Annotated in this window: 25 protein-coding genes; 20 read left to right on the top strand and 5 right to left on the bottom strand. The window is 47.0% G+C overall.

Translation table 11 applies throughout. The annotated features are described in order from the left end of the window. Positions 1-36 precede the first annotated feature (36 nt). The 17 genes from NGM66_RS06850 to NGM66_RS06770 all read left to right on the top strand — a co-directional run bounded on the left by NGM66_RS06850 (position 37) and on the right by NGM66_RS06770 (position 17,307). Positions 37-717: a hypothetical protein gene (locus NGM66_RS06850; RefSeq protein ID WP_258115478.1), complete on the top strand. Its 681-nt coding sequence runs from the start codon at positions 37-39 to the stop codon at positions 715-717. 221 nt (positions 718-938) lie between these two features. Continuing rightward, positions 939-5,537 carry a phage tail tape measure protein gene (locus NGM66_RS06845; RefSeq protein ID WP_258115477.1) on the top strand — a complete coding sequence of 1,533 codons (4,599 nt, stop codon included), beginning with the start codon at positions 939-941 and terminating at the stop codon, positions 5,535-5,537. Positions 5,538-5,551: 14 nt separating this feature from the next. Then, on the top strand, positions 5,552-6,709 hold the full coding sequence (locus NGM66_RS06840) for a LysM peptidoglycan-binding domain-containing protein (RefSeq protein ID WP_258115476.1): 1,158 nt from the start codon (positions 5,552-5,554) through the stop codon (positions 6,707-6,709). Positions 6,710-6,722: 13 nt separating this feature from the next. Further along, complete coding sequence (locus NGM66_RS06835; protein WP_258115475.1) at positions 6,723-7,115, top strand: phage baseplate plug family protein; 393 nt, start codon at positions 6,723-6,725, stop codon at positions 7,113-7,115. Then, positions 7,108-7,971, top strand: coding sequence for a phage protein (locus tag NGM66_RS06830; protein WP_258115474.1), 864 nt, complete (start codon positions 7,108-7,110; stop codon positions 7,969-7,971). Before NGM66_RS06835 ends, NGM66_RS06830 begins: the two co-directional genes overlap by 8 nt. Continuing rightward, positions 7,971-8,321 carry a hypothetical protein gene (locus tag NGM66_RS06825; protein ID WP_258115473.1) on the top strand — a complete coding sequence of 117 codons (351 nt, stop codon included), beginning with the start codon at positions 7,971-7,973 and terminating at the stop codon, positions 8,319-8,321. Before NGM66_RS06830 ends, NGM66_RS06825 begins: the two co-directional genes overlap by 1 nt. After that, a complete protein-coding gene (locus NGM66_RS06820; RefSeq protein WP_258115472.1) occupies positions 8,321-8,689 on the top strand; it encodes a contractile injection system sheath initiator in 369 nt (122 codons plus the stop codon). The genes NGM66_RS06825 and NGM66_RS06820 overlap by 1 nt, the downstream gene beginning before the upstream one ends. Beyond that, entirely contained in the window at positions 8,682-9,848 is a 1,167-nt protein-coding gene (locus NGM66_RS06815; RefSeq protein WP_258115471.1) for a baseplate J/gp47 family protein, read from the top strand. The genes NGM66_RS06820 and NGM66_RS06815 overlap by 8 nt, the downstream gene beginning before the upstream one ends. Then, on the top strand, positions 9,838-10,437 hold the full coding sequence (locus tag NGM66_RS06810; protein WP_258115470.1) for a hypothetical protein: 600 nt from the start codon (positions 9,838-9,840) through the stop codon (positions 10,435-10,437). Before NGM66_RS06815 ends, NGM66_RS06810 begins: the two co-directional genes overlap by 11 nt. Before the next feature lies 1 nt (position 10,438). Beyond that, positions 10,439-13,537, top strand: a complete 3,099-nt coding sequence (locus NGM66_RS06805; protein WP_258115469.1) for a fibronectin type III domain-containing protein — start codon at positions 10,439-10,441, stop codon at positions 13,535-13,537. Positions 13,538-13,840: 303 nt separating this feature from the next. Further along, the gene (locus NGM66_RS06800) at positions 13,841-14,875 is read left to right on the top strand and encodes an RNA-directed DNA polymerase (protein ID WP_208909526.1); all 1,035 of its coding nucleotides are present in this window, start codon (positions 13,841-13,843) and stop codon (positions 14,873-14,875) included. Beyond that, complete coding sequence (locus tag NGM66_RS06795) at positions 14,859-15,236, top strand: hypothetical protein (RefSeq protein WP_208907181.1); 378 nt, start codon at positions 14,859-14,861, stop codon at positions 15,234-15,236. Before NGM66_RS06800 ends, NGM66_RS06795 begins: the two co-directional genes overlap by 17 nt. After that, a complete protein-coding gene (locus NGM66_RS06790; RefSeq protein ID WP_258115468.1) occupies positions 15,236-15,367 on the top strand; it encodes a CD1375 family protein in 132 nt (43 codons plus the stop codon). Before NGM66_RS06795 ends, NGM66_RS06790 begins: the two co-directional genes overlap by 1 nt. A gap of 14 nt (positions 15,368-15,381) precedes the next feature. Further along, the gene (locus NGM66_RS06785) at positions 15,382-15,552 is read left to right on the top strand and encodes a CD1375 family protein (protein ID WP_204120331.1); all 171 of its coding nucleotides are present in this window, start codon (positions 15,382-15,384) and stop codon (positions 15,550-15,552) included. A 57-nt stretch (positions 15,553-15,609) separates the two neighbouring features. Further along, positions 15,610-15,945, top strand: coding sequence for a hypothetical protein (locus tag NGM66_RS06780; RefSeq protein WP_225893705.1), 336 nt, complete (start codon positions 15,610-15,612; stop codon positions 15,943-15,945). Next, positions 15,942-16,226 carry a phage holin gene (locus NGM66_RS06775; protein ID WP_208909527.1) on the top strand — a complete coding sequence of 95 codons (285 nt, stop codon included), beginning with the start codon at positions 15,942-15,944 and terminating at the stop codon, positions 16,224-16,226. Before NGM66_RS06780 ends, NGM66_RS06775 begins: the two co-directional genes overlap by 4 nt. Beyond that, the gene (locus NGM66_RS06770; RefSeq protein ID WP_208909528.1) at positions 16,210-17,307 is read left to right on the top strand and encodes a GH25 family lysozyme; all 1,098 of its coding nucleotides are present in this window, start codon (positions 16,210-16,212) and stop codon (positions 17,305-17,307) included. The genes NGM66_RS06775 and NGM66_RS06770 overlap by 17 nt, the downstream gene beginning before the upstream one ends. Before the next feature lie 568 nt (positions 17,308-17,875). On the opposite strand, the gene NGM66_RS06765 is transcribed toward NGM66_RS06770, so the two are convergent. Then, on the bottom strand, positions 17,876-18,235 hold the full coding sequence (locus tag NGM66_RS06765) for a hypothetical protein (RefSeq protein ID WP_208909529.1): 360 nt from the start codon (positions 18,233-18,235) through the stop codon (positions 17,876-17,878). A gap of 153 nt (positions 18,236-18,388) precedes the next feature. Between NGM66_RS06765 and NGM66_RS06760 the strand changes: the two genes are divergently transcribed. The 3 genes from NGM66_RS06760 to NGM66_RS06750 all read left to right on the top strand — a co-directional run bounded on the left by NGM66_RS06760 (position 18,389) and on the right by NGM66_RS06750 (position 19,696). After that, positions 18,389-18,589, top strand: a complete 201-nt coding sequence (locus NGM66_RS06760) for a type II toxin-antitoxin system HicA family toxin (RefSeq protein WP_208909530.1) — start codon at positions 18,389-18,391, stop codon at positions 18,587-18,589. A gap of 15 nt (positions 18,590-18,604) precedes the next feature. Beyond that, on the top strand, positions 18,605-18,988 hold the full coding sequence (locus NGM66_RS06755; protein WP_208909531.1) for a type II toxin-antitoxin system HicB family antitoxin: 384 nt from the start codon (positions 18,605-18,607) through the stop codon (positions 18,986-18,988). Between the two features lie 465 nt (positions 18,989-19,453). Next, positions 19,454-19,696: an Lrp/AsnC family transcriptional regulator gene (locus NGM66_RS06750; RefSeq protein WP_208909532.1), complete on the top strand. Its 243-nt coding sequence runs from the start codon at positions 19,454-19,456 to the stop codon at positions 19,694-19,696. A gap of 107 nt (positions 19,697-19,803) precedes the next feature. Here NGM66_RS06750 and NGM66_RS06745 read toward each other — a convergent pair whose 3' ends face one another. The 4 genes from NGM66_RS06745 to NGM66_RS06730 all read right to left on the bottom strand — a co-directional run bounded on the left by NGM66_RS06745 (position 19,804) and on the right by NGM66_RS06730 (position 22,193). Continuing rightward, positions 19,804-20,166 carry a hypothetical protein gene (locus NGM66_RS06745; RefSeq protein ID WP_208909533.1) on the bottom strand — a complete coding sequence of 121 codons (363 nt, stop codon included), beginning with the start codon at positions 20,164-20,166 and terminating at the stop codon, positions 19,804-19,806. Between the two features lie 239 nt (positions 20,167-20,405). Further along, a complete protein-coding gene (locus NGM66_RS06740) occupies positions 20,406-20,657 on the bottom strand; it encodes a hypothetical protein (protein ID WP_208909534.1) in 252 nt (83 codons plus the stop codon). A 59-nt stretch (positions 20,658-20,716) separates the two neighbouring features. Then, on the bottom strand, positions 20,717-21,568 hold the full coding sequence (locus tag NGM66_RS06735) for a DNA/RNA non-specific endonuclease (RefSeq protein ID WP_258115465.1): 852 nt from the start codon (positions 21,566-21,568) through the stop codon (positions 20,717-20,719). Between the two features lies 1 nt (position 21,569). Beyond that, positions 21,570-22,193 (bottom strand): sunset domain-containing protein, encoded by a 624-nt coding sequence (locus tag NGM66_RS06730; RefSeq protein WP_258115464.1) that lies wholly within the window; start codon positions 22,191-22,193, stop codon positions 21,570-21,572. Positions 22,194-22,256: the final 63 nt, after the last annotated feature.

The following is a 22,256-nucleotide window of genomic DNA, read 5'->3' as shown; positions in this document are numbered from 1 at the left end:
CTCTTTTTAACAAAAAATAATAGGAGGTTGTTCAATATGGCTGAACAAACTAACAAGACAGAAGTATCAGAAGAAACGGCAAAGGTAGCGGCTACTGAAGCCAAGAAGACAGCACCTAAGAAGACGACCCAGAAGCGTAAGACGACTAAGAAGACTGGTATCCCCACAAGTAAGGCCTCTAAGTCTGAAGTAATTGAGTTTGACGATGGTACCAAGGTAACCCTGGTATTCCCCGGGACTCGTTGGGCGCAACAACGGGTATACGATACTGCACTGAGCCAACAAGGTCAGACTATGGATTCGGTTCTGTTTCAAAACTACATGGACATTGTCGTGACTGAACCTGATCTGGACTGGTCTTACTTTGATGAAAAGGTTCCTGAAGACCACAAGAAGGACACTATCGAAGCTATCGACGATGACGGTACTAAGCATATCTACCGGTTAAGCTTCCCAGGAGTTCTGACGATGCTACAAATGCGTGACCAAGCAACCGATGCCTTTGGACGAGTACTGGGGTTGGAATATAACACCGGAATTTTGCAAAACATTGTCGATAACAAGGACGTCAATGGGTTGGAATACTTTGACCATCACAACGGGTACTCCGAAGTAATCGATAAGTGTAACGAAATGTTGTACCAATGGGCATTAGACTCAGCAATCTACACAGATATGAACCTGATTCGGGACTTCATGGACCGTATGTTTCGCTAATCCGTATTTAAAGAACAAGCAGCTTAGAGAAAAAGAAGTCGATAAAGTAGTTGGCTACTACCGTCCAGTTCAAGCCGGTCTTTGCACTTTAGAGGAAGCAGAGTCGATGAGTATGAGTGATCTACAAATTATCAATTCTGTAGCTGAGCGTATCGAAGATGAGAAGACTGACATGCTCATGAACAAGATCTACAAAATGATTTCAGGAAAGGGGTGACACCATGGCAGATGCCGCACGTAGCGCGTATATTCAAATGGCATGGCGAGTTAACAGCACTGGCTATCATCAATTGATGAACCAATTCGATGCTGCAGACCGTCGAAGCGATACTTCACTAGGACGGATGGACCGTCGGCTGACTAAGGTCGGCAATAGCATGCTAGAAGTTGGCCAAAAGACCAAAGTATTATCTGCTGCGATGGGCGGTGTACTTGCCTATGGCGTCTCTCAAGCAGCAAAGCTTCAAAACCGGTACAAGGTGATTACCAACTTGCTGACTACTGGTGGCGAGAAAGCTGCAGAAGCCACTCGAAATGTGAAGCGGATGCAGCAACAATCACTTGGCATCTCAAATAAGTATGGTGTCTCACAGCAACAAATTGGCAAAGGATATGAAGAACTTGTTCGACGTGGTTATTCGTCTAACCAAGCTTTAGCAGCCCAAAAGACTTTCGTCAAAGGTGCCATTGCTTCTGGCGATGATTATGCTGACGTCGTTAAGAACTCTACGTCTGCACTAGAAGCCTTTGGATTGCGGTCAAAGAACACGGCCACAATGACTCGCAATACGAGTAAGGTCGTTAACGAGATGGCTTACGCTGCCGACTTGACGGCCACCGACTTTAAAAATCTTGGTTATGGGATGACCTACGTCGGAGCTACTGGTAAGACGACTAACCAGTCGGTTGGCCATGTTGCTGCTGCATTGGGGGAATTATCAAACAACGGTCAAGAGGCCACAGTTGCCGGAACAGGGCTACGTAAGGTTTATAACTCTTTGGCAGCTCCTGGACCCAAGAGTGGGATTCCCGCACTTGCGTCAATTGGATTATCGCCAAAGGACTTGCTGAATAGCAAAGGAAAGATGAAAGACCTTGCTGCCATCTTCTTACAGTTTAATAAAAAGATGAAGGGCATGTCTTCAAACGAGAAATTCAACTTCTTCCACACGTTCTTTGGCACAACTGGTCAAACGTCAGCAATGCTACTGTCTCAGAATGCTAAGAATCTGCAAAAGCTGCAGAATCAGGTTGATAAGGCTCCGAAAAAGAACTATATCAATCAATTAGCAAACAAAAACATGAAGACCACCTTACAACAGTGGAAGATTTTTAAGCAAAATATTATCAATACAGCAACTGTTATGGGTGGACGTCTGCTCCCAGCAGCTAACGATGCAATTAAGGGTGTGTCAGGATTAACAAAATGGTTTGATCAACTAAACGATAGCAGCAAAAAATGGGTGACTTACGGTGCAATCGGGATTGCTGCATTTTCTCCGGTTATGACTTTAACTGGTATCCTGCTAAAAAACTTTAGAACTCTTAGGTCCGTAGTTACAGGTACTTGGACTGCTATTCAAAAAGTTAACCGAATTTCGTCAGTATCCTCGGTTTTTGGAAAGTCAAACCGAACAGAAATTTCTCCAACACCAAAAGGACAATACACTGATTATTCGCAGTCCAAACAAGCTAGGGAAGTCCAAATTACTGCTCAACGAGTTGTTGTTAGCGGTAGTACTAGATCTCAGGGAGGACTAAGCGTAAACCCTAACGAAACTGGTGAAAAGGTTGGTCGTTCTGCAGGTCGTTGGATGTATGCCGACGCTGCTAAAACCGGACGTAAGGTGGGGACATCTAGTTCAACGTATATGGTTGGGAAAGCTGCTAAGACCGGACGAACAATTGGCAGAACAATGACTAGTTACTCATATTCCGGTTCAGCTAGGGTTGGACGAAAAATCGGAACAACTTCAACTAGATATAGTTACTCAGGAGCTACTAAAGTTGGCAAACGTTCTGGTCGAGCGTTTGCTTCAACCTCATACGCTAGCATGGGTAAAACTGGGCGACGCGGAGGAAGAATATTTGGTGGGGCTGTCATGGCGCTTGGTTGGATGCAATTAGGTTCCGACGTGGGCGGACATGCAAAGACAGCTATCAAATATGGACTGGATTCCAAAAAAGGTGGCCGTGCAATGTGGGAAGGTGGCGGTGCTGCTGTAGGCGGTGCCATCGGCTCTACATTCGGACCAATCGGAATGATAGTTGGGGAGCAAATTGGGGAGGAGGCCGGTAAGGCTTTCTCAAAGTTTGCAACTTGGACTATGAAGAACGGTCCAGCTAGTCCTGGTGGGAATAACACCAAGAAACAGCGGGCATATAACGCTACTCATACCTCATCAGTTTCAATAGCAGCTAGCACAAATGCTGGCGGAGCAATTGGCGTGCCAAATGTTCCAGTAAAAAAGACACAAACTAGAACCAAAATAGCCGGTATTAATGCGCCAGGACATGCTAACGGGTCATTTATTACCAAACCGGAAACAGCTGTAGTTGGTGAAAATGGATATGAAATTCATCAGCGTGGTCAAAAATTTACTATTGTTGGTAAGCGTGGCGCGCAGCTTATTCAAACTAAACCGGGTGACCATATTTACAAACATTCAGACGCGATTGCAATGGCTAATGGTAGCTATTCTAAGCGTTTGCCCGGATACGCTGGTGGCACAACTAATACGACTTCTAGTACTGTTTCGAGTACTAGTGGTACTAGTAAAACGACTACCAAAAAGCTTGGCAATCTGAGCTCAACTGAGAAAAAGACTAAGAGCTCGATGAAGAAGATTAGTGGTTCGATTACGTCGGGCTATTCTAAGTCAACTTCCAAGGCCAATAAGTCGATTTCAAAATTTAACTCTAAGAGTTCTAGCGGATGGAAGTCCATCGTCAAGGACTCTAACAAGCAAACTAGCAAGGTGCGCCGCAATACGATCCAAGACTATGACCAAATGCAAAAGGGTAGTCAGAAGCAAATGACTCAGCTCCACAAGGGGATGAACTCAGCTGCTAAGGCTACTACTAGCGACTTCGGCGACATCATGGGTCGATTGAAGCCCTATGCTCACAAGGCGATGGGTGGCGCAATCAGTTCACTTAATGGCGGTATCTCGGGTATCAACTCAACTCTGTCTCAATTTGGTGGGAACAAATCGGTGCTGAAACCAATTCACTATGCGGCTGGTTCTAAAGGGCCAATCGGCAGTGACCAAATGGCTGTGCTTAACGATGCCAAATCGGGACCGCGGCAAGAACTGGTTGCTCGTGGTGATACCTTGCTTAAGCCTGAAGGCCAGGATGTCCTTACTCCTTTGAAGAAGGGTGACCAAGTCCTTAACGGTTCTCAAGTTGAGCAAGCTAAGCCATACCTACCACACTTTGCTAAAGGTACTGGGGTCTCAAACCAGAAGCTCCTATCACTGATTGAGAAGAACTCTTCCAAGCTTAATGATGCTTGGAAAAATGACTTCACTAATCATGCTAAGGGCAATCCCGACTCGCAACTGGGGTCAGGAATCGGCTCACTGAGTAAGAAGGCTGCCAACAACAAGGGCGTTCCGTGGAATAACGCTGCATGGAGTGTCATGAACGATGCTGCACAAAGTGGTGGCTCTGGAGCCGGTGGTACATGGCGACATGACCCTGGTATGGCTAAGACCAACGGGTTCGGCGCAAGTCGGTCGTTCGGTTCCCATGATGGGGTTGATTTCTCCGGGCCACAGGGCACACCAATCAAGGCTGTCCACGGTGGTGTTGTAACCCGTGCTGGTAAGCCTGTTTGGGACTTCAAAGACTTAGGCTATGTTGTCACGGTCAAGTCTGACGATGGCTATCAGGAAATCTACCAAGAATTTGGTGATTCTAGCCACATCAAGGCTCACGTTGGTCAAACCATCAAGACCGGTGACACAGTTGCTACCCAAGGCGGCATCATCGGTTCTAGTACTGGTCCCCACGTTCACATCGGGGTGTCTAAGGGCTATTTATGGGATCATGGTGGTTCTTCTACCCGTGGATGGTACGACGTTACTAAAATGCACGGTAAGTCAACTGGACTTAGCAAAAAGAAGAAGGCTGATACTGGCCTCCAAAAGTATGCTAAGAATCAGTTGAAAGCTGCCGGTGTCCTACCATGGATTACCAAGCACATCATGCCACTGACTGAGGACGACTCAGGCTCCGGTGGCACTAGTGCTGCTCCAAGCGGTAGCCACAAGCATTGGCTTCAACAAGCCGGTATTCCTGAATCATGGTGGCCAATAACCAATGAAATAATCTCCGCTGAATCTGGGTGGAACCCTAAGGCCCATAACTCTTCAGGAGCTTACGGTCTGCCACAATCCTTACCAGCTTCTAAGATGGCGTCTGCCGGGTCTGACTGGCGCACAAACCCAATCACTCAGCTGAAGTGGTACAAGTCCTACATCAAGAGCCGCTATGGTTCAATTGGCCATGCTATCAGCTTCCGTCACGCTCATGGTTGGTATAAGTCCGGCGGTAATCCACCAGCTAACCAACCAGTGATGGTCGGTGAAGAAGGTCCAGAACTGGCAACCTTTGGTTCAGGGGCTCATATCCATAACAACCATGAAACCAAATCGATGCTTCGGGGTGCTAAATCATCGCCGGATGTGACTGTCAACTTAACCGTCAACGTCAAGGGAAGTGCTGACAAAGGCACACCTAAGTCTATTGCTAAGGAAGTCAAGAACGTGTTGGTAAACCTGTTCACGAACGAACTCGGTAACGACTTCGACTAAAAGAGGTAATGTAAATGACCGTATACACCAAACAATGGAATAAAGAGAAAAAAAAGGTTGCTAATGCACAAACCGCTCTTAACAAAGCCAATAAGACTAACTCTGCTATTCTTAGCAAAAAGAAGTCTTATAAGGCAATTGTTGACGCGGACCAGAAAAAAATAGATGAAATGAAAAAGGGGGTAAATTACTATCAGAAAAAGGGTAAGTGGGTCAAACGCAAGAAATCCAAACCTCTTACTAAGAAACAATCGGCTGAAATAGACAAGCTTCAGAAGGATGCCACTAAGAACAACACCAAGCTGAACAATGCTGCCTTTAAAAAAAAGGTAAATAATGCTGAAAACGCTGTGAAAAATGCCAAAAAAGTTTCGACGAAGGCAAAGACAGCGCGTGACAGCTATGAGAAGCTTAGACATCAGACCGCGCTTAAACGAATTGCAACCGAACGAAAACTAAATTATGAACAATATTTGGCACCTCATGCCAGCATCCATGCAACTAACTCGATGACTGGTTTGGAGGTGTTTTTGTTTGCCAGCACGGAAGCTGAATCTAACGAATCTGAGGCTACCACATACCCAATTGACCGAGACGATCCTGTCGTGGATCACGTCCGGCGCACCGGTAAGACGATTACTGTCACTGGCTGGCTGTTTGACCAGAGTAAAACTGATCGGATATGGGCAGGCAAGGTAAATGATGTTTCGGGAGCCGGCCTGACTAAGAAGACAGTCCAGCAGCAGTTCGCCAACCTACGCAAGTGGCAGTTTGATGGTACGGAGCTGGTCTACAAGTCAGATTGGGTCAAGAAGTCTGGGTTCAACCATATCTACTACAAGCACCTCTATATGACCAGTTTAGAAAAGACTCTGGACGCTCCTTACAAGGGTGGCGTTCAAATCTCGATTACCTTTCAGTTTGCATACAAGGCCCGGGTTGCTACTAAGAAAAAGAAGAAAAACGGTGGTAAGAAAGGCCCTGGCAACAAGAAGGGCGGCTCAAAGAAGGTCAAGAAAATTACCGTCAAGTACGGTATGACCTACTGGGGACTGGCCAAGAAGTGGAAGACAACTGTCACTCAGCTTCGTAAATGGAATGGCTCTGAGAAAAAGACCATGTACCCAGATAAGAAAACGGGGAAGTACCCTAAGAAATTACGTGTGAGATAGGAGATGATGGCGAATGGCGCTGAGAAGCTACGTTCCGGTCGATGTTGCTAATCTGCCGGAATCCTTCGAATACGAACTAGATAATACGACCTACCAGCTGACCTTTGACTACAACGACGAGGGTAACTATTTCACCGTGGATATTGCCACCTATGAAGGTGACATGATTGTTCGCGGCGAAAAGATAGTTGCTGACCGACCGTTGTGGGTTAACGTTTATGACGACCGACTCCCAACTACGCCATTGGTCCCAATGGATGAGTCGGGTGTATCCACTTACTGTGGGATTGACGAATTCATGAAGACAATGTTCCTCTATGAAGACGATATCGATCCCGACGATGAAGATAATCCAACTCCAATTGATGTTGACGACGATGATGAGGAAGGTGATCTGATTGGTTAGCTACTTGTACGGCCGCCGGGTCGAAGTATGGCTGGAAACAGCCTCCAAAATCTATAAGTTCTACTACCATCAAACCGAGAATTACTCTTTTGGTATCACCTTCACTATCCCTTTCAGTGATTCAACCACTGCACAAACTTGTGAGGTTGGAATTATGAATCTATCTAAGTCTCATCGGCGTCTCTTTAAGAAGGGGCGTAAGGTACGAGTCTACGCTGGATATGCTGAATCTGGTGTGGGATTGCTGTCAGAAGGGTTCATCAGTTCAGTCCCGCCTTATACCAGTGATGGTACGAATACGACCTTCACTTTCAACTTCAAGGAGGGTAAGGACGCTAAGGTTAAAAAGAAGGTCAACCTATCATTTGGGGCTGGTACTAATGCTTCGACCATTATCCGAAGGATTGCCAAGGAAGCTGGTATCACACTCGGAACGTTGAATCTTGCTAAACCAAACGCAGCCTATAAGACTGGCTACACTGCAAAAGGCAAACCACTAACCCTTATTAAAGCTGTGGCAAAGAAGGGCGGCTCAAAGGCGTTCAGACGCCGTGGAGTACTCTGTGTGGATGACTTAACGAAAGCAAATGGCCATAAAGAACATTTGTTCCTTACCATGCACCAAGCTGGTAAACATGGTGGCACTGGTCTGATCGCCTATCCTGCCTATAACGAAGATGACGACGATAGCTCTAAAAAGACTGTTGAGCTTCAAATGCTGCTACAGTACCAGGTCAGTGTGGGTTCGGTTATCGAGGTCAGTAACGAGTACTTCAGCGGTACTAAACGGGTACAGTCTGGTCAACATCAGTGCGATGATTCTGGATTCCTGACAACGGCGGAGGTGTATGCCTAATGGCAAGTCGAAATGGTGAAGACCTACTACATCAAGTCCTTCAGCAAGTGATTGATGAGGTGCAAGACTCGATGAGCGTTGCTAAGTTAGCCCGGGTGGTCAGCTATGACTCGGGCGAACATACAGCTAATATCCAGCCACTTGGTCTGGATTCTGACGGTAGTAAGTCAGGGATGATTCATGGAGCACTAGTTATTAAGAGTGCTCGTTCCGGATTAGCGGCTGGTGACACTGTTGTAGCTGTATTTGTGGACGGCGACATCGATAACTTCAGTGGGTCAAGCACCTTTACTAAGGCGAGCGACCGTAAGCATGATATCAACGACGCCGTAGTAGTGGGGGTGATCTGATGAAGGACTTAAGACTCGATGATACCGGCGACATCAGTCTTACAAACAATGACTTGGATGAAGTGAGTGACGACGATGAATTAGAACAATCGGTCAAAATCATCTTGCAAACACGTTTGTCGGAGTTCGAACCAGCAGATGAACTGGGACTTGACCCGGGAAACATGTACGGCAAGGGCATCAACAAGGAGTACCTATCGACTGATATCTCAGACGCCATCACGGAGCAAGAACCACGGGTGGCGTCTATTACGTCAATCCAGATTGGTGACCCTGATGAAGATCGGAATCTGGATATCAAGATTGAGTACGTGAAACAAGACGGAACGAAAAATGAAATGGAAACGGGGGTGAATGTCGATGATTGATGATAAAGGCATGAAGGTGCCAACCAATGAGGAGCTTTTACAGTCAATGATTGCACGGGCCCAGTCTAAGTGGGGAACTGATGCACATACTGATGAGAATTCCACAACTGGGATTTTTCTACGGCTGTTCGCATGGTTCCAGGCGCTGCTCTATCAGGATGTTGATGGATCCTATCATAATGCCTTCATTGACGACGCCACCGGTGTTAGCCTTGACCGTTTGGCTAGTAACTTCGGACTGCACCGCAATCCGGCTCAAGCTGCAACGGTAGAGCTGACCTTCAAAGGAACCCCCGGATACACCATTTCGGAGCCCATGACTTATGGGACTGAGGATGGTATCAACTTCGACCTCTACGACAACGTAGAACTAGTTGACGATGGTACTGGTGTCGGGGTGGGTACTGGATGGGCCGCTGCAGAGAGTATGGGTGAATCCAGTAACGTATCAGCTAATTCGATTATTGTTTCTGTCAGCGACGTTGAGGAGGTCACAGACGTGACTAACTTGAATGCTGCTAGTGGGGGGATGTCAGCTGAGACTGACACAGCCTTGCGTGAGCGGATTCATTCACAAATCACGGCTCAGCCTGGTCCCACCTTGTATGGTATGTACACGGCTCTCTACAATGTTACTGGGGTCAAACGGGTACAAATAATCCAGAACTTGACTACTGATGTAGACGAGCAAGGTAACCCGCCCAAGTCACTTCACATCTACGTTCTAGGCGGTCAACAGCAATCTGTCGGGGAAGCAATCCTTGATAATATCGGGGCTGGTATTCAAACGGTTGGCAGTCTAACAGTTAAGGCAGAGGACATCGGGGGCCATATCCACGATGTCTTTTTTGATACCGCCACACAACTTCACCTATTCGTTTCGGTGACTATTGAGACTGACGATACCTTCGACCCGCTGAATGGCCCGACTAATATCAAACAAGGGATTGAGTCCTACGTAAACAGCGTAGACATGGGTGACACTATTGTCTACACGAAGCTGTTTCAGGCCATTTACAACGTAACTGGGGTAACTTCAGCTACTGCCACGATTGGACGCTCTAAGGACACACTGGCTACCTCTGACGTCCAGCTTAGTGAGTTTGAGACAGCTACCGTATTGGATGAGGGAATTGAGGTGATGGTCGATGGACAGTAATGAACATTACGACTTAACCGACCTTCTAAACGAGTTGCCTGCTGCTCTCAGCAACGGCCCTGACAGTAATAACGCCAAGCTCTTATCAGTCTTGGCCGACGATATGGTCGATATGCAAGAATTGATTGATCAAGTCAATTTATGGCGTGATATCACGAATGCTAAAGGTGGTTGGCTCGATAAGATTGGGACTGACTGGGGAGTTGCCCGTAATGGCTTTGACGACGACTTTTATCGGTTCATGATTCGGACCAAGCAGCTTCAACGACAGGTCGATGGTTCGTATAACAGCATTATCAAACTGATTGCTGAGTCGCTTGGGGCAAATTACTCCGAAATCAACGTAACGCCGGTCAAGGACGAACCAAATGCTATTGAGGTTACCAACATCCCAGCCGGATATATCGACTCACAACGTAAAGAAAAACTAGTTCTTGACCAAATTCGCAGTTCCGTAGCAGCCGGCATCAGGGTAGCTGGAATCGGATTCCAGAAGACGGTTAAGTCCACGCTTTACTACGCAATGCAATTTCAGACGACACAGGTTATCGAATCGACGATGAGTGTGCCGCAATTAAAGAAGGGATAAAATGGCAGATAGTTCGAGAACCATTATGACTGATGCGGGTTTTGCGTTAGAAACGCGGGTCCGCGCTGATGAAACAAAGATGCAGTTTACACGGGCCGCCATTAGTACGGACGACCACTTTAGCGATACGGACGACGTTTTAGCTAAGCTAACGGAATTATCTAATATTCAACAAGACGGGAAGGTTACAGCAGTCCAAGTAATTAACACGACCACGGTTTACGTACAAGTTGATGTGAATCAGGCCGAGTCAAAGGCTGACTATCAGATGCGGTCCGCAGCCTTATATGCCAAGGATGACGATGGCACAGAAGTCTTGTATGGAGTCACCGTGCTACAGGATCCTGTCTTTGTCCACAAAGATGCTGATGGTTCCTATCTGGGTTTTGGAATTAATACCACTGTGGGTAGAGCTTCTAACGTCGTTGTAGTGGTTGATCCTACTAATATGGTGACTCAGCAAGTATTTGAGGGTACCATGAAAAACTACTACACGAAGGCGGAAGTCGACGCCAAATTTGTCACCGACGACGACTTTGCCAGCAAGCTGCCCAAGAACATCGCGACGACCGATGCGGCCAACACCTTCGCCAAGTCGCAGACGCTCGCAGGGGGCGCCACGGACAGCAAGGGGAACGCGTATGCCACGATGAAAGATGTGGCCACCGGTTTAAACAATGGATTGAGCACAAAAGTTACTGATAACAAAAATGGTACAATCACGGCTAATAGTTTGACTTATGATTTGTCAAAATCAGGCCTTACTTCTTTACAACTTGTTAACTCTGGTTCATTTAATGATTTACCTTTAGGGACCGTTTTTGCAGGTACTTCAATAGCGGATGGCCCTGATAAAACTCATACTTTTACCGCCACTACATTTTACTTTAGTGGTTGGAGTGGTAGAAAAGCACAAATAGCAATTGCTGATAGTGTAAATCTCATGTACTTTAGAGTTTATATGGGTATAAATTGGACTGATTGGACGTTATTATCTGATGATTCCAAAGTTGTGCATGCTACAGATATGCGTAAACCAGCTAGTGATGTAGCGGGAATTGAAGAGGTTAACGCCAAACAAGATAAAATTGGTTACACACCTGCTGATGACAGTAAAGTTTTACATTCAACTGTAACTGAATTAAATTCAACTGATATGAATACTGTTCAAACTGCTGGATTTTATCAGCTGATTAGTGGAACTAATGGGATGCCTAATGCAGATAAGTTTACACTTTATCAAGTAATTCCTTTGACTGATTATTATGCAAACGGAGTTCAACTTGCATACGGAACAAATAATGCCATTTCAGGAATGCGTTCTTGGAATTCATATAATAGTTTTACTAGTTGGGTTCAGTTTGCTGATGATTCAAAAGTTGTTCATAATACTGGTACAGAAGAAATTTCTGGTCAAAAAACCTTTGATACTGCGCCAATTGATAAGACAACAGGCAATCCGTACATCACAGCGAAGACGCCCGGAATTCCAAAACTGGCAGTTAAGTACAACGCAACTAGCAAAGCCTTTGACTATACACTGACTGTGCCTGAGAAGGACGGTCTCAGCGACATCATACAATACAATTTACTTTGGAAAGATCATAGCGTGGATGACTGGACAACGGTCATTGTTAAGCCGGATGCCTTAACCGGCCAGCTCACTGGCGTTTATATTACGAAGACGTATGACTTCAAAGCGGCGGCCCAAAACGCGGTGGGTCCCAGTGGCTTTACTGATGTGATTACCTTGCCGGCTGCCTCAGTACCGGGAATTCCGTCACTGACAGCTGAGTACAACGCTGGCAAAAAAGGCTTCGACTACACGGTCACGGCACCAGAAAGTGATGGTGGCTCTGAAATCACCGGATACAGCCTGGAGTATCAAAAGCAAGGTGGCACGGAATGGACAAAAGTCGCATTAAATTCTGATAGCCTTACTGGGACGGTTACTGATGGCATTGAAGCCGGAAGCGATTACTTGTTACGCGTTAATGCTGAAAATGCAGTCGGGTCAAGCGACTACTTTACGGTTAGTTACCCATTGCCAACCGTGGACGGTAACATTTACGGTGTTAGTTGGGATGGCTCCTCATCCGGGGCCTTACAGCGGACCGATGCTGCGGTGGGCCTAAAAGCTGGGATCAATGGTGCTCAAAATGACTTTGACACTGTGGGTCCTTGGGCAAAGATGGACAAGACCATTACCGATGATAAGGGCAATTCATTCGTTCGGATTCCCAAGCTGTACATTAAAAAAACTCAGACTGACAAGCTGGCTACATGGCAAGTATCCCTGAGTAAGATTGACGATACTTGGTACCTGCCGAAGTGTTTCTGGGACTTCACAAGCAACAAGGAATTGGATTACGTGGATGTGGGCCGTTATCAAGGCACAGTTACAGGTGGCTTGCTGCAGTCTAAGAGTGGAGTGGCGCCAACTAATAGCCTAGAGATTACGGCGTTTCGTTCAGACGCTAAAGCAAACGGTGACGGATACCAATTGCTTGATATCCACGTTATAGATGTTTGGCAAGTCCTCTTTATCATCGAATTTGCTACCCTAAGTTCTCAGAGCATTATGCCTGGTAACTTGGATAATGGAGCAAATGGTTCAGCTAAGACTAACGGTACTGGTTCTAACCATGCTGGGTCATCTGGATATGCTACAAGTACAGGACCAATGGACTATCGTGGTATCGAAAACATGTACGGAAATTTGTATCAATTCGTGGATGGAATCAACATTACGAATCAGAAGCCATGGGTATGTGACGACCCGGCTAAGTACCAGTCAGATTTGTTTGCTGCACCATATCAACCGTTAGGCTATGCTTTGCCTGCTAGTGGGTTTATCACGAAAATGGGTTATGACCCTGATCACCCGTTTGCACAGTTTGCGACTGTAGCTAACGGGACTCTGTCTACCTACTACACCGATTATCAGTTCACCACTACCGGTAACATGGTTGCTTATTACGGCGACTACTGGGGTAGCAGCGTTGGCTATGGCGGGGCGTTCTGCTGGGGCTTCGACTATGCTTCGTCGGGCACGGGCGTGTACCACGGGTCGCGTCTCATTAGAAGGGCTTTGGTTTAAGGGGGACCGGGGGACCTTTCCCCCGGCAACTTTGTTTTTAGGGATTCACGGTGCGCGACTACTGGAATAGCAACGTTGGCTATGGCGGGGCGTTCTACTGGAACTTCAACTATACTTCGTCGAACACGAACGTGAACCACGGGTCGCGTCTCCTTATTTGATATCAATGCATTGTGTTTTCCTTGCCGCTTGGCAAAAATTAAGCTGTTCAAAGCAGGAGCTAGTAGCAATATCGAACGTTCTTGAAGCCAATAAGGATAATTAACCGCATAAACGCTTATTTAATGCGAAAGGAGGAACCAGATGAAACGATATGGAAACCTGTTCGAAAAAATTGTGAGCTCAGATAATTTGGAGCTCGCAATTGATGAATCATCTCGAGGGAAGCGAAGCCGTAAGGGCGTCGCTCGGATTCTTGCTAACAAGTATTTTTACATCATGCGGCTTCACGACATGCTAGTAGACCATGAGTACGTGCCTAACCATGTGGTTCGGCGCGTTATCCGTGACAAGGTGAAAACACGAACAATTGCTAAGCCACAGTTCTACCCGGACCAGGTAATTCAGTGGGCAACGATGCTAGTGCTACAGCCAATCTTCTTGAAAGGTATGTACGAGTACAGTGTGGGGTCGATTCCTCATCGTGGCACTTCGATGGGCCAGAAGGCGGTTAAGAAGTGGCTGCAGAACGACCCTAAAAACACGAAATATTGCTTGAAAATGGACGTGCATAAATTTTACCCATCCATCAACACCACAGTTTTAAAGTCCAAGTTCCGCCGAAAAATTAAAGACCAGGATACGCTTTGGTTGCTTGATACACTTGTAAACCAGTTCGATAAAGGCCTACCAATCGGCTTCTACTCTTCTCAGTGGTTCGCTAACTTTTTTCTACAAGATCTGGACCATTACATCAAGGATGATTTGCAAGTACCGTATCTGGTGCGAAACATCGATGACTTGGTTTTACTTGGCCCCAACAAGAAGAAACTTCATAAGGCAGAGCGGGCCATCTCTAGCTACCTAGCTGCTGAGGACTTAAAGGTTAAGCCAAATTGGCAGGTTTTCAAGGTAAATTCACGGCCTATTGATTTCCTAGGAATGCGCCTTTACCGGGGCCACACGACTTTGCGGCGCCGTAACGCGTTAAAAATCAAGCGAAGAATGGCTAAGATTTCCAAGAAAGCAACGCTAAACCGTTTTGACGCGGCGAGCGTTATAGCTTACTGGGGCTGGCTCAATCACTCTGATAGCTACGGATTCTACATGAAATACATGAAGCCTGCTTGCACTATCAAGAAGGCTAAGGAGGTAATGTCTAATGGCAGTAAACGATGAATATGCGATGCTGTCTGGCCCCATTCCGACGGGGTTCGCGGTGTATCAGATGCCGGGCGTTCAGCTTGGTGATCACACCTTTTTTGGATGGAAAATGGTGAAACAGAAATCTGAGTCCTATACAGATGAAGATGGTAAAGAGCAGGAACGAAGGGTTGACGATGATTCCGTTCCTGCTGTGTACGATGGGACCACGCAACTTCTTCAAGATAATGCGGAAAAGGCCAAAGAAATTGCTAGCCTAAAGGCGGCCAATGAGCTTACTCAACAGGGACTGATGGAGGCTGTTGACTACCTGTCGGCACAACTGGCAAAGACGCCTACCACAGTAACTGACACTTCAACCGGGGAGGCGAAGTAATGGCATTCTCAGCATTGGCGCAGATTTACGCACAAGCGATTGTGGAAGGCACTCGGACACTCGAAGAGGTCCCCGCACCGTTCCGCGCCGACACGCAAACCGCGTTAGACCAGCTACAACAAACTAAATAAGGAGATAATCAACTATGTTAAATTTTAAATTTTCAGCACTCTCAGCAATCTACGCCGCTAACGTCTTGGACGGGGGCCGAACTATTGATGAAGTTCCAACCTACCTGCAAGAAGATGTGAAAAGCATTCTTGGTTCCGCAAAAAACTCTGGGAGCACCGATACTGGTTCTACGCCACAGGTTTAGTTCTAGTGATTGGTGCTTTTTTGATGGGATTATTTATCGGGAAGGGGTGATGGGAGTGTGCGATGGAATTATTTAATCATGATGGTGGCTACGGCTCAGGCACATATCCCGCCACATTATTTCTTTGGCTACAAGCTAACTGAGTGGGCATCAATTGCGACGCTGGTTGTGGCGGTTGCTGGAGCAATTGTATGGCTAGTAAATACGGCAATCGTAAAACCGTTAAAAGTCTCGATTGACACACTGTCACAAAAGGTTGAGGGAATTGGCGGAAACGCTGATGTCGTGCATAAGGAACATGATCGGCGTTTAGATGAGCATGAAGTTCACTTGGCTCGCCATGATGAAGAAATCAAGACGCTCTTTGAGCGGTCAGGGGGAAACAGTAAATGAAGAATTTAAAAATTGACGTAAAGGGGGCCGCAAGTTTAGCGGTCCTTTTTCTTACACTGATCAACCAATTTTTATCCATGAGAGGTCAAGGCCCACTGCCGATTAATTCGGATGAGCTAAATTACTGGGTGTCAACTGGATTGACTGGAGCGGTCGCAATTTACGGGTGGTTCAGTAACCGCCAGTTGACCAAGTCTACGTCCCAATCAACGAACGTGTCGTCTACGACCGACTCACAATCGCCTAAAAAGGGGGCTGACGCCAGTGAAGACGCGAAGTAAGTGGCTGCTTGGAATTGTCATTATTTTGGCACTTTTCCCCATTTTCGGGGAAAACTCGACCGCAAAAGCTGATTCACGTAAAGTTATCGACATCAGTCAGTGGCAAGGACGGGTGACGGCTACCCAAGCCAAGCGACTTAAGTCAGAAGTTCAGGGAGTTATCCTTCGTGTGCAGTATGGATCATCTTTTGCTGACCCGTACTTCCCAGCCAATGCTAAGACACTGAACAAAGCTGGTGTCCCAATTGGCGTGTATAGCTATTCGATGTATACGAGTTCTGCTGATGCCAAGAGCGAAGCACGGGTACTGTATGCGCGGGCCAAGACGTACAAGCCATCATTCTACGTCAACGATGCCGAACAGCTGACTACGACCAGTGGAAGCTACAAGGCCGCCGTGAAGGCGTGGGGTACTGAGATGCAGTCACTGACTAGTAAGCCAGTCGTCTTGTACTCTGGCAGCTCCTTCTATCGGTCATACATCGGTAGTCTAGCTAAGTACGACAAGTTCTGGGAAGCCAACTACAGTAGTTCACGCTGGTACTCCAGTGACCTGTGGCAGTACACCGATCACTACTACTCTTCTAGCTTGGGCAAGGGCGTCGATGGCAATCGGGTCATGAAAGGAACGTGGTTCAAGAACGCCACTAGCAAGTACACCGTGGGTGGCCGCAAGGTTGGCGAACAGGTCCGTGTCAAGAAAGGTGCTACCTTCTATGGGAGCACTGCCAAGCTTGCTGACTCAGTGGCTGCTAAGAATCTGACTATCAAGCAGACCAAGGCGGCAAACACCGGCAAGTCTAAGCAAGTCATTCTAGTCTACAACGGTGGCAGTGTCATCGGTTGGTTCCGCGCACAGGACGTGACGGCTTACTATCACAGCAAGCAGGTCAAGAAGCTACGTGCCAAGAATACTTTCTACACCTACCTTCACGGCAAGCGACAGCACGCGTACAAGAAGGGAAAGACACTGTCGGTATCGAAGTTCGCCAAGAACTCCAGTGGCCTGTGGCGGGCTCAGCACAGCGGCCACAAGACGACCTTCACCGCCAACAAGAACTTTGTAAAATGGGTAAAGTAGAATAGAAGACAAATTGGGTCACCTCGCTTATCGGCGGGGTGGCCCTTTTTTATGTGCTATGATATACTCGCCAAATGGATATGTTGGGTAGGCAACGCCGACAAGAAAATAAGCTAATATGGAAATGCCTACGTTTTGCCGACATTACACAAGAATAGTATAAAATAGAACAGGCCTTATAAATATAGATAAAAATTCCCACTGCACTATGAAGTAATCTGCCATAGAATAGCTACGAATCCTTTAGCTGTAATTAAAATAGGTAAGAATTTTTAATTACATAGGAGGCGTTCATGGCTGTTTTGAAGACTGATGAAGATGAAACGAAGTAGTGATGTGGATTGTGGCAAAATGCTTTTACGTTTGCCCCCCATTTGTCGACAAAATCGAATGAATATTAGAAATGGTCCACTGTCATCCTTCTTGACGGTGGGCCATTCTTTTCGGTTCTGTCGACAGTTTGAAAATTCGTCTTCTTGGTGACGTGAGAGATTGATACTTCACCCGGAATCGGACCGTGGTGAGTCACCAGACGGAAGCAAATGAATAATCCAAAAATCGAATGATCTTAGTAGCTGGTAAACCAGCCCTTGAAACGATTACTGCCAGTTTCGTAGTGTTTATTATTTACATACTTATGGCCAATCACTTTCCAGTTCGTAAACATGCCATTCTTTATATGGATGATCTGTCCGCGATGTAACTTAAAGCTGCGCACGCGGCGAGAAGGTGTCCGCATAGTACCCTTTGTGTACTGGTAAATTCTAATTGATTTCGTAACGATTGCTCTATGCTTGTGCATCCAGTATCCAATGTCAGATGGGCCGTGTTTACCATATGCATTAGCAGAAGTATTTTGTACGCCAGTCGCTGTTGTACATAGTAATATTGATGCCAGTGCAAGTAATATGCTTTTACTTATCTTCATGTTTTCCTCCCGAAAATATCTTGAAGTCTTGTTGTTAACCTAATTTTACCATAACCGCTAAGTGTGGAATGGAAAGATTTTGCCAAGGACTAATGTCTTGCTTAGTGTGTATTTAGTGTGTATAATACGTCCAATAGGTAAAGAGGTGGGGACATGCCAATGAAGCCGCGGCAGATGATTAAGCTGCTAAAAGAAAATGGTTTTGTTGAGAAATCGCAAAATGACTCATCACATTTGAAACTCTATAATCCCCAAAGCAACGTAACCGTTATGGTGCCAATCCCTGCGAAAGAACTGGGTAAGGGATTGGAAAGTGCGATTTTGCGAGAAGCCAACGTTAAAAGGCCATCGTGAAAGGAGACTGATGATATGAAGAAAGATATAGTAATTTATCCGGCTATTTTTAGTCAAGACGGAGAGTATATTTTTGTGCGGGTTCCTGATCTTCCAGGTGGCTTTACCCAAGGGACTGATGCTCTGGACGCTGTGACTATGGCTGAGGATTTAATTGGCAATTTGTTGGAAGACCAAACAGCATATCCCAAGCCGTCTGCTCCTAAAGATATCGCCTTAAAGGACGGCGAATCTTTGGTCTATATTTCCGTGGACTTAGCAGAATTTCGGCTCAAATACTCGCGGACGGTGCGTAAGAATGTGACAATTCCTGAATACTTGAACGTGATGGCTAAGGAGCGGAAAATCAATGTCTCTCAGGTGTTGACGGAAGCATTAAGAGCAAAGTTAGAAGTGTAATTTCACAGGGGATGCTACAGGAAGCGTGAAAAGAGGGATAGCTAGTGATTCAGCTTTGGCAACTTTCAGATGATGGTGATATCGTTAAATTTAAGTTTCAAGTGGAGAGCGATAAGCGGACGGGGGTTGTGATGTACAGCCGGAGTAGGGCCGCGACAAAATTCAATTCTCGACTCATTGATGAGTATGCTAAAAATTATCGCTATCATCTTAGGAGTACTTTATTTAAGATGGGGAAAGTCGACGAATTTCCTAGCCAATATACGATTGCTTGGTATTAAATTAAAATCTTGCTATCAATGAATGCTCCATGTATTTGGCAATGGAGGCGTTCATTCCCCCAGTTCGTTCAGAAACCAACCTATCCAGCCAAGCCGCCCCCCGTGCAGCTGCCTGCACTGAATGGTACGCTACCAGTATCTTTATAGTACTCGCGCGTGCTTCGGTGAAGGGGGGAGTTACCCAATGACAAAAGGATTGGCGTTTCAGTTTCACAACGGACCGATGGGCTTCTTGGACCACTTATCCCAGGTGATTAACCACTTAGACGATACTGATATTCAATTATTGGAACAGATATGCAACTGGTCATGGACCAACGACTGTGTGATTCCAGCTGGTGAAGTGGAACTGTCGCCGCAGGAGGTGGCCACGCGGTTGAATAAATTAGAGGACTTGGAACTGATTGATTTAGGTGTACGGGTGTAAAGCGAATGGCTAGGATGGTGCGTACGTGCGGTCCTAGCTATTTTGTTGTATATAAAAAACCAGCGTCACCGCTGGCCGTTAAGCTTCTTGATTAATTGTCCAGTAACCTATTCTCGCTCAGCATCTTCCGCCAGTTCCAACCAAATGGTCAGCGGTGAGGGGATGTAGTCAGGCCATTTCTCCATCTTGGTGGCACACCGATCAAGCAGGTGGCTCTTGCCATCTGTGGCGAGGTCTTCAAACACCGTGAGCGCCTGGACGTTATCCTCCAAGTCGACCTTCAGCGTTGGGGCACTGTGCCGCCATTCTTCGACCAAGTCCTGGTAAATGACGATGCGTCGAGCCTGCAAAATGGTATAATCCACACCCTCCACGTGGAGCTGCTTCGTGAACAGATCATACTCATCAAAGACCGCTGTTTGAGCCCGTTGCCAATCAGTTTCAGTAAATTCCTGTGCTTGTTCTTTCATTTTCTGTCGACCTCTAGATTCACTAAAATAAGTTACGTTTAAATCTTTTAAAATTCCCGCGCTATCTTAAGAAAATCGTATCTCTCAATAGTATAGCATTTTCATCCGAAATAGTAAGTGCCGTTTTGCCTCAGCGGCGGATTTTTAGTAAATAAAAATGGTCTGGTGTAGGATCTACCAGGCCATTTTGTCGGCTGATTTAATACTGCTGAAGGGCAATCAGATACCCTCGATGCCGGTTATTTTTCCCAGCCACATAGAGAATAGTGATGGTGCTTAGCCCATTTCTTAGTCACGTGTTTGAGCTTACCAGCGTGATTCAGGCCGCGGCAGGTCTTACTGTAGTGGTAGCGGTGCCCGTGATTCGGGGCAATCCAGACCTTAACTGCCTTTGCTTGGGCATCGGGAACGGGGGCGGTCAGGGGTTCAACGACGCCACCTAAAGTAAAGGTGACGGCAATGATGGCTAGTGCTTGACGCATGGTTTTCATGAGAATACTCCTCCAAATCGGCGTTCTCAGCTTTTAGTGCCTTCAGGATTGGGCAGTGATTAGCTTGCGTGACTGTAGCCGGTCGCGTAATCAATGGTGTAACCGGGTTCGACGTTAAAAATGTAAACATTGAAACGAATGGCATTGGAGCCCAACGATTGGGCCCGCATGTGGACACCACGGGCGACCAGTTCGTTTCCGCGGAAGACTGGCGTCACGGTGTAGCGAACGTAATGCTTGGCGCTGGCGTGCAGGTAAGTGGCGATGTCCATTTCATTGTGTAGCATCAGGGGATTGTTCAGCGTTCGCGTCCCCGTCATCAGGTTCTTGGGATTATTATTTTGTCCGGTAAATTGGTAACCGATGAGATGACTGCGGTTATAAAGCCAACCGTGATGGGTCCGCTTGTTGTGCCAACCGGTGGGATCGACGGTCAAGGCCTCACGTTGTGCGCTGGGCATCAGCGACTGATTCAACAGTGCCGCCGCGCCCGTGACCCGGTTCAACCGGTCCAATGCGTGGTAAGTCTGCCAAGCACCGTGGGATTTTGACAATTGTTTGGCTGTGAAGCCGGGATTGTTGTGCCTTAGCGTGATTTCCTGTTGGCCCGCGTAAGTCCGGCTTGCCAGCGTTGGTTGGGACTTGGTGCGTTGTGTAGCTGGCTTCGCTTTAGTCCGTTGCTTGAGCTTGGCACGTTTATGGTCGAGCGCTTGCTGGTCACTAGCCAGTTTCGCTGCGGTCGCGGAATTTTGCTTTTCGAGCCGTTTGGCCTTTTTCTGGGGCTGGTGATCGTAAACGACCTTGGTACTGGCCTGTTTGGCAGTTGCGCTGGCGTCATTGCGTGCGCATCCACTTAGTCCGACCACGCCGAGACTGAGAATCGTAAGGGTACTAATCAGTAGTTTTTTCATTTTAACGGAGCGCCTTTCTGTAGCCGGCCGCCTTGGCTTGAGCTTCTGTCTGGAAGTAGACGGCATTGCTGCTATTCATGTGATAGTCGGCCTGACCGGGAACGTGATAGATTTTTGAGTTTTTGTTACCAATAATTTTGCCAGCGCGACCGGTCGTGACATCCCCCTTAGTGGTGTGGTGGCTGGTTGCGCGCTGTGTGCTGCTGGTTTGCGTGGCGCTGCTAGTTTGCGCACGACTAGCGCGTTGACTGGCAGCGGCCGCCTTAGCCGCTTGCTTGGCCGCAGCGTGACTGCTGGCGACCTGCTGACTGGCGGCACGGCTACTAGCCGCAGCCAGTGAACTGGACTGGTCATCGAGTTTTTGGCTAGCGGTTTCTTGTTGACTGACCAAGACGGCCAAACGCCGCGATTCGGCCTGGGCCTTAGCTAAACGGTGGGTGCCGACCTGAACCGTCTTGGTCTTAACGGTCGGCTCGGGATTGCTGGCCGCTAGACCGCCAATGCTCCCCAGTAGGGCAAGGCCGACCAGCACGCTACCTAACACGCGCCGGTGTCGCGGTCCCTTGAACGCCCAGTAGGCGGCTGCACCCCAGAGAATGAGCCAAAGAATTCCTGAATTATTCACCAGAAACTCCAAAATCCCCATCAAACACATGATTCAAGTGCTTGATGGGAATTTTACGTTTTC

This window comes from Levilactobacillus yiduensis, assembly GCF_024718525.1.
Lineage (GTDB): Bacteria > Bacillota > Bacilli > Lactobacillales > Lactobacillaceae > Levilactobacillus > Levilactobacillus yiduensis.
This window is presented reverse-complemented; position numbering and strand designations above follow the sequence as displayed.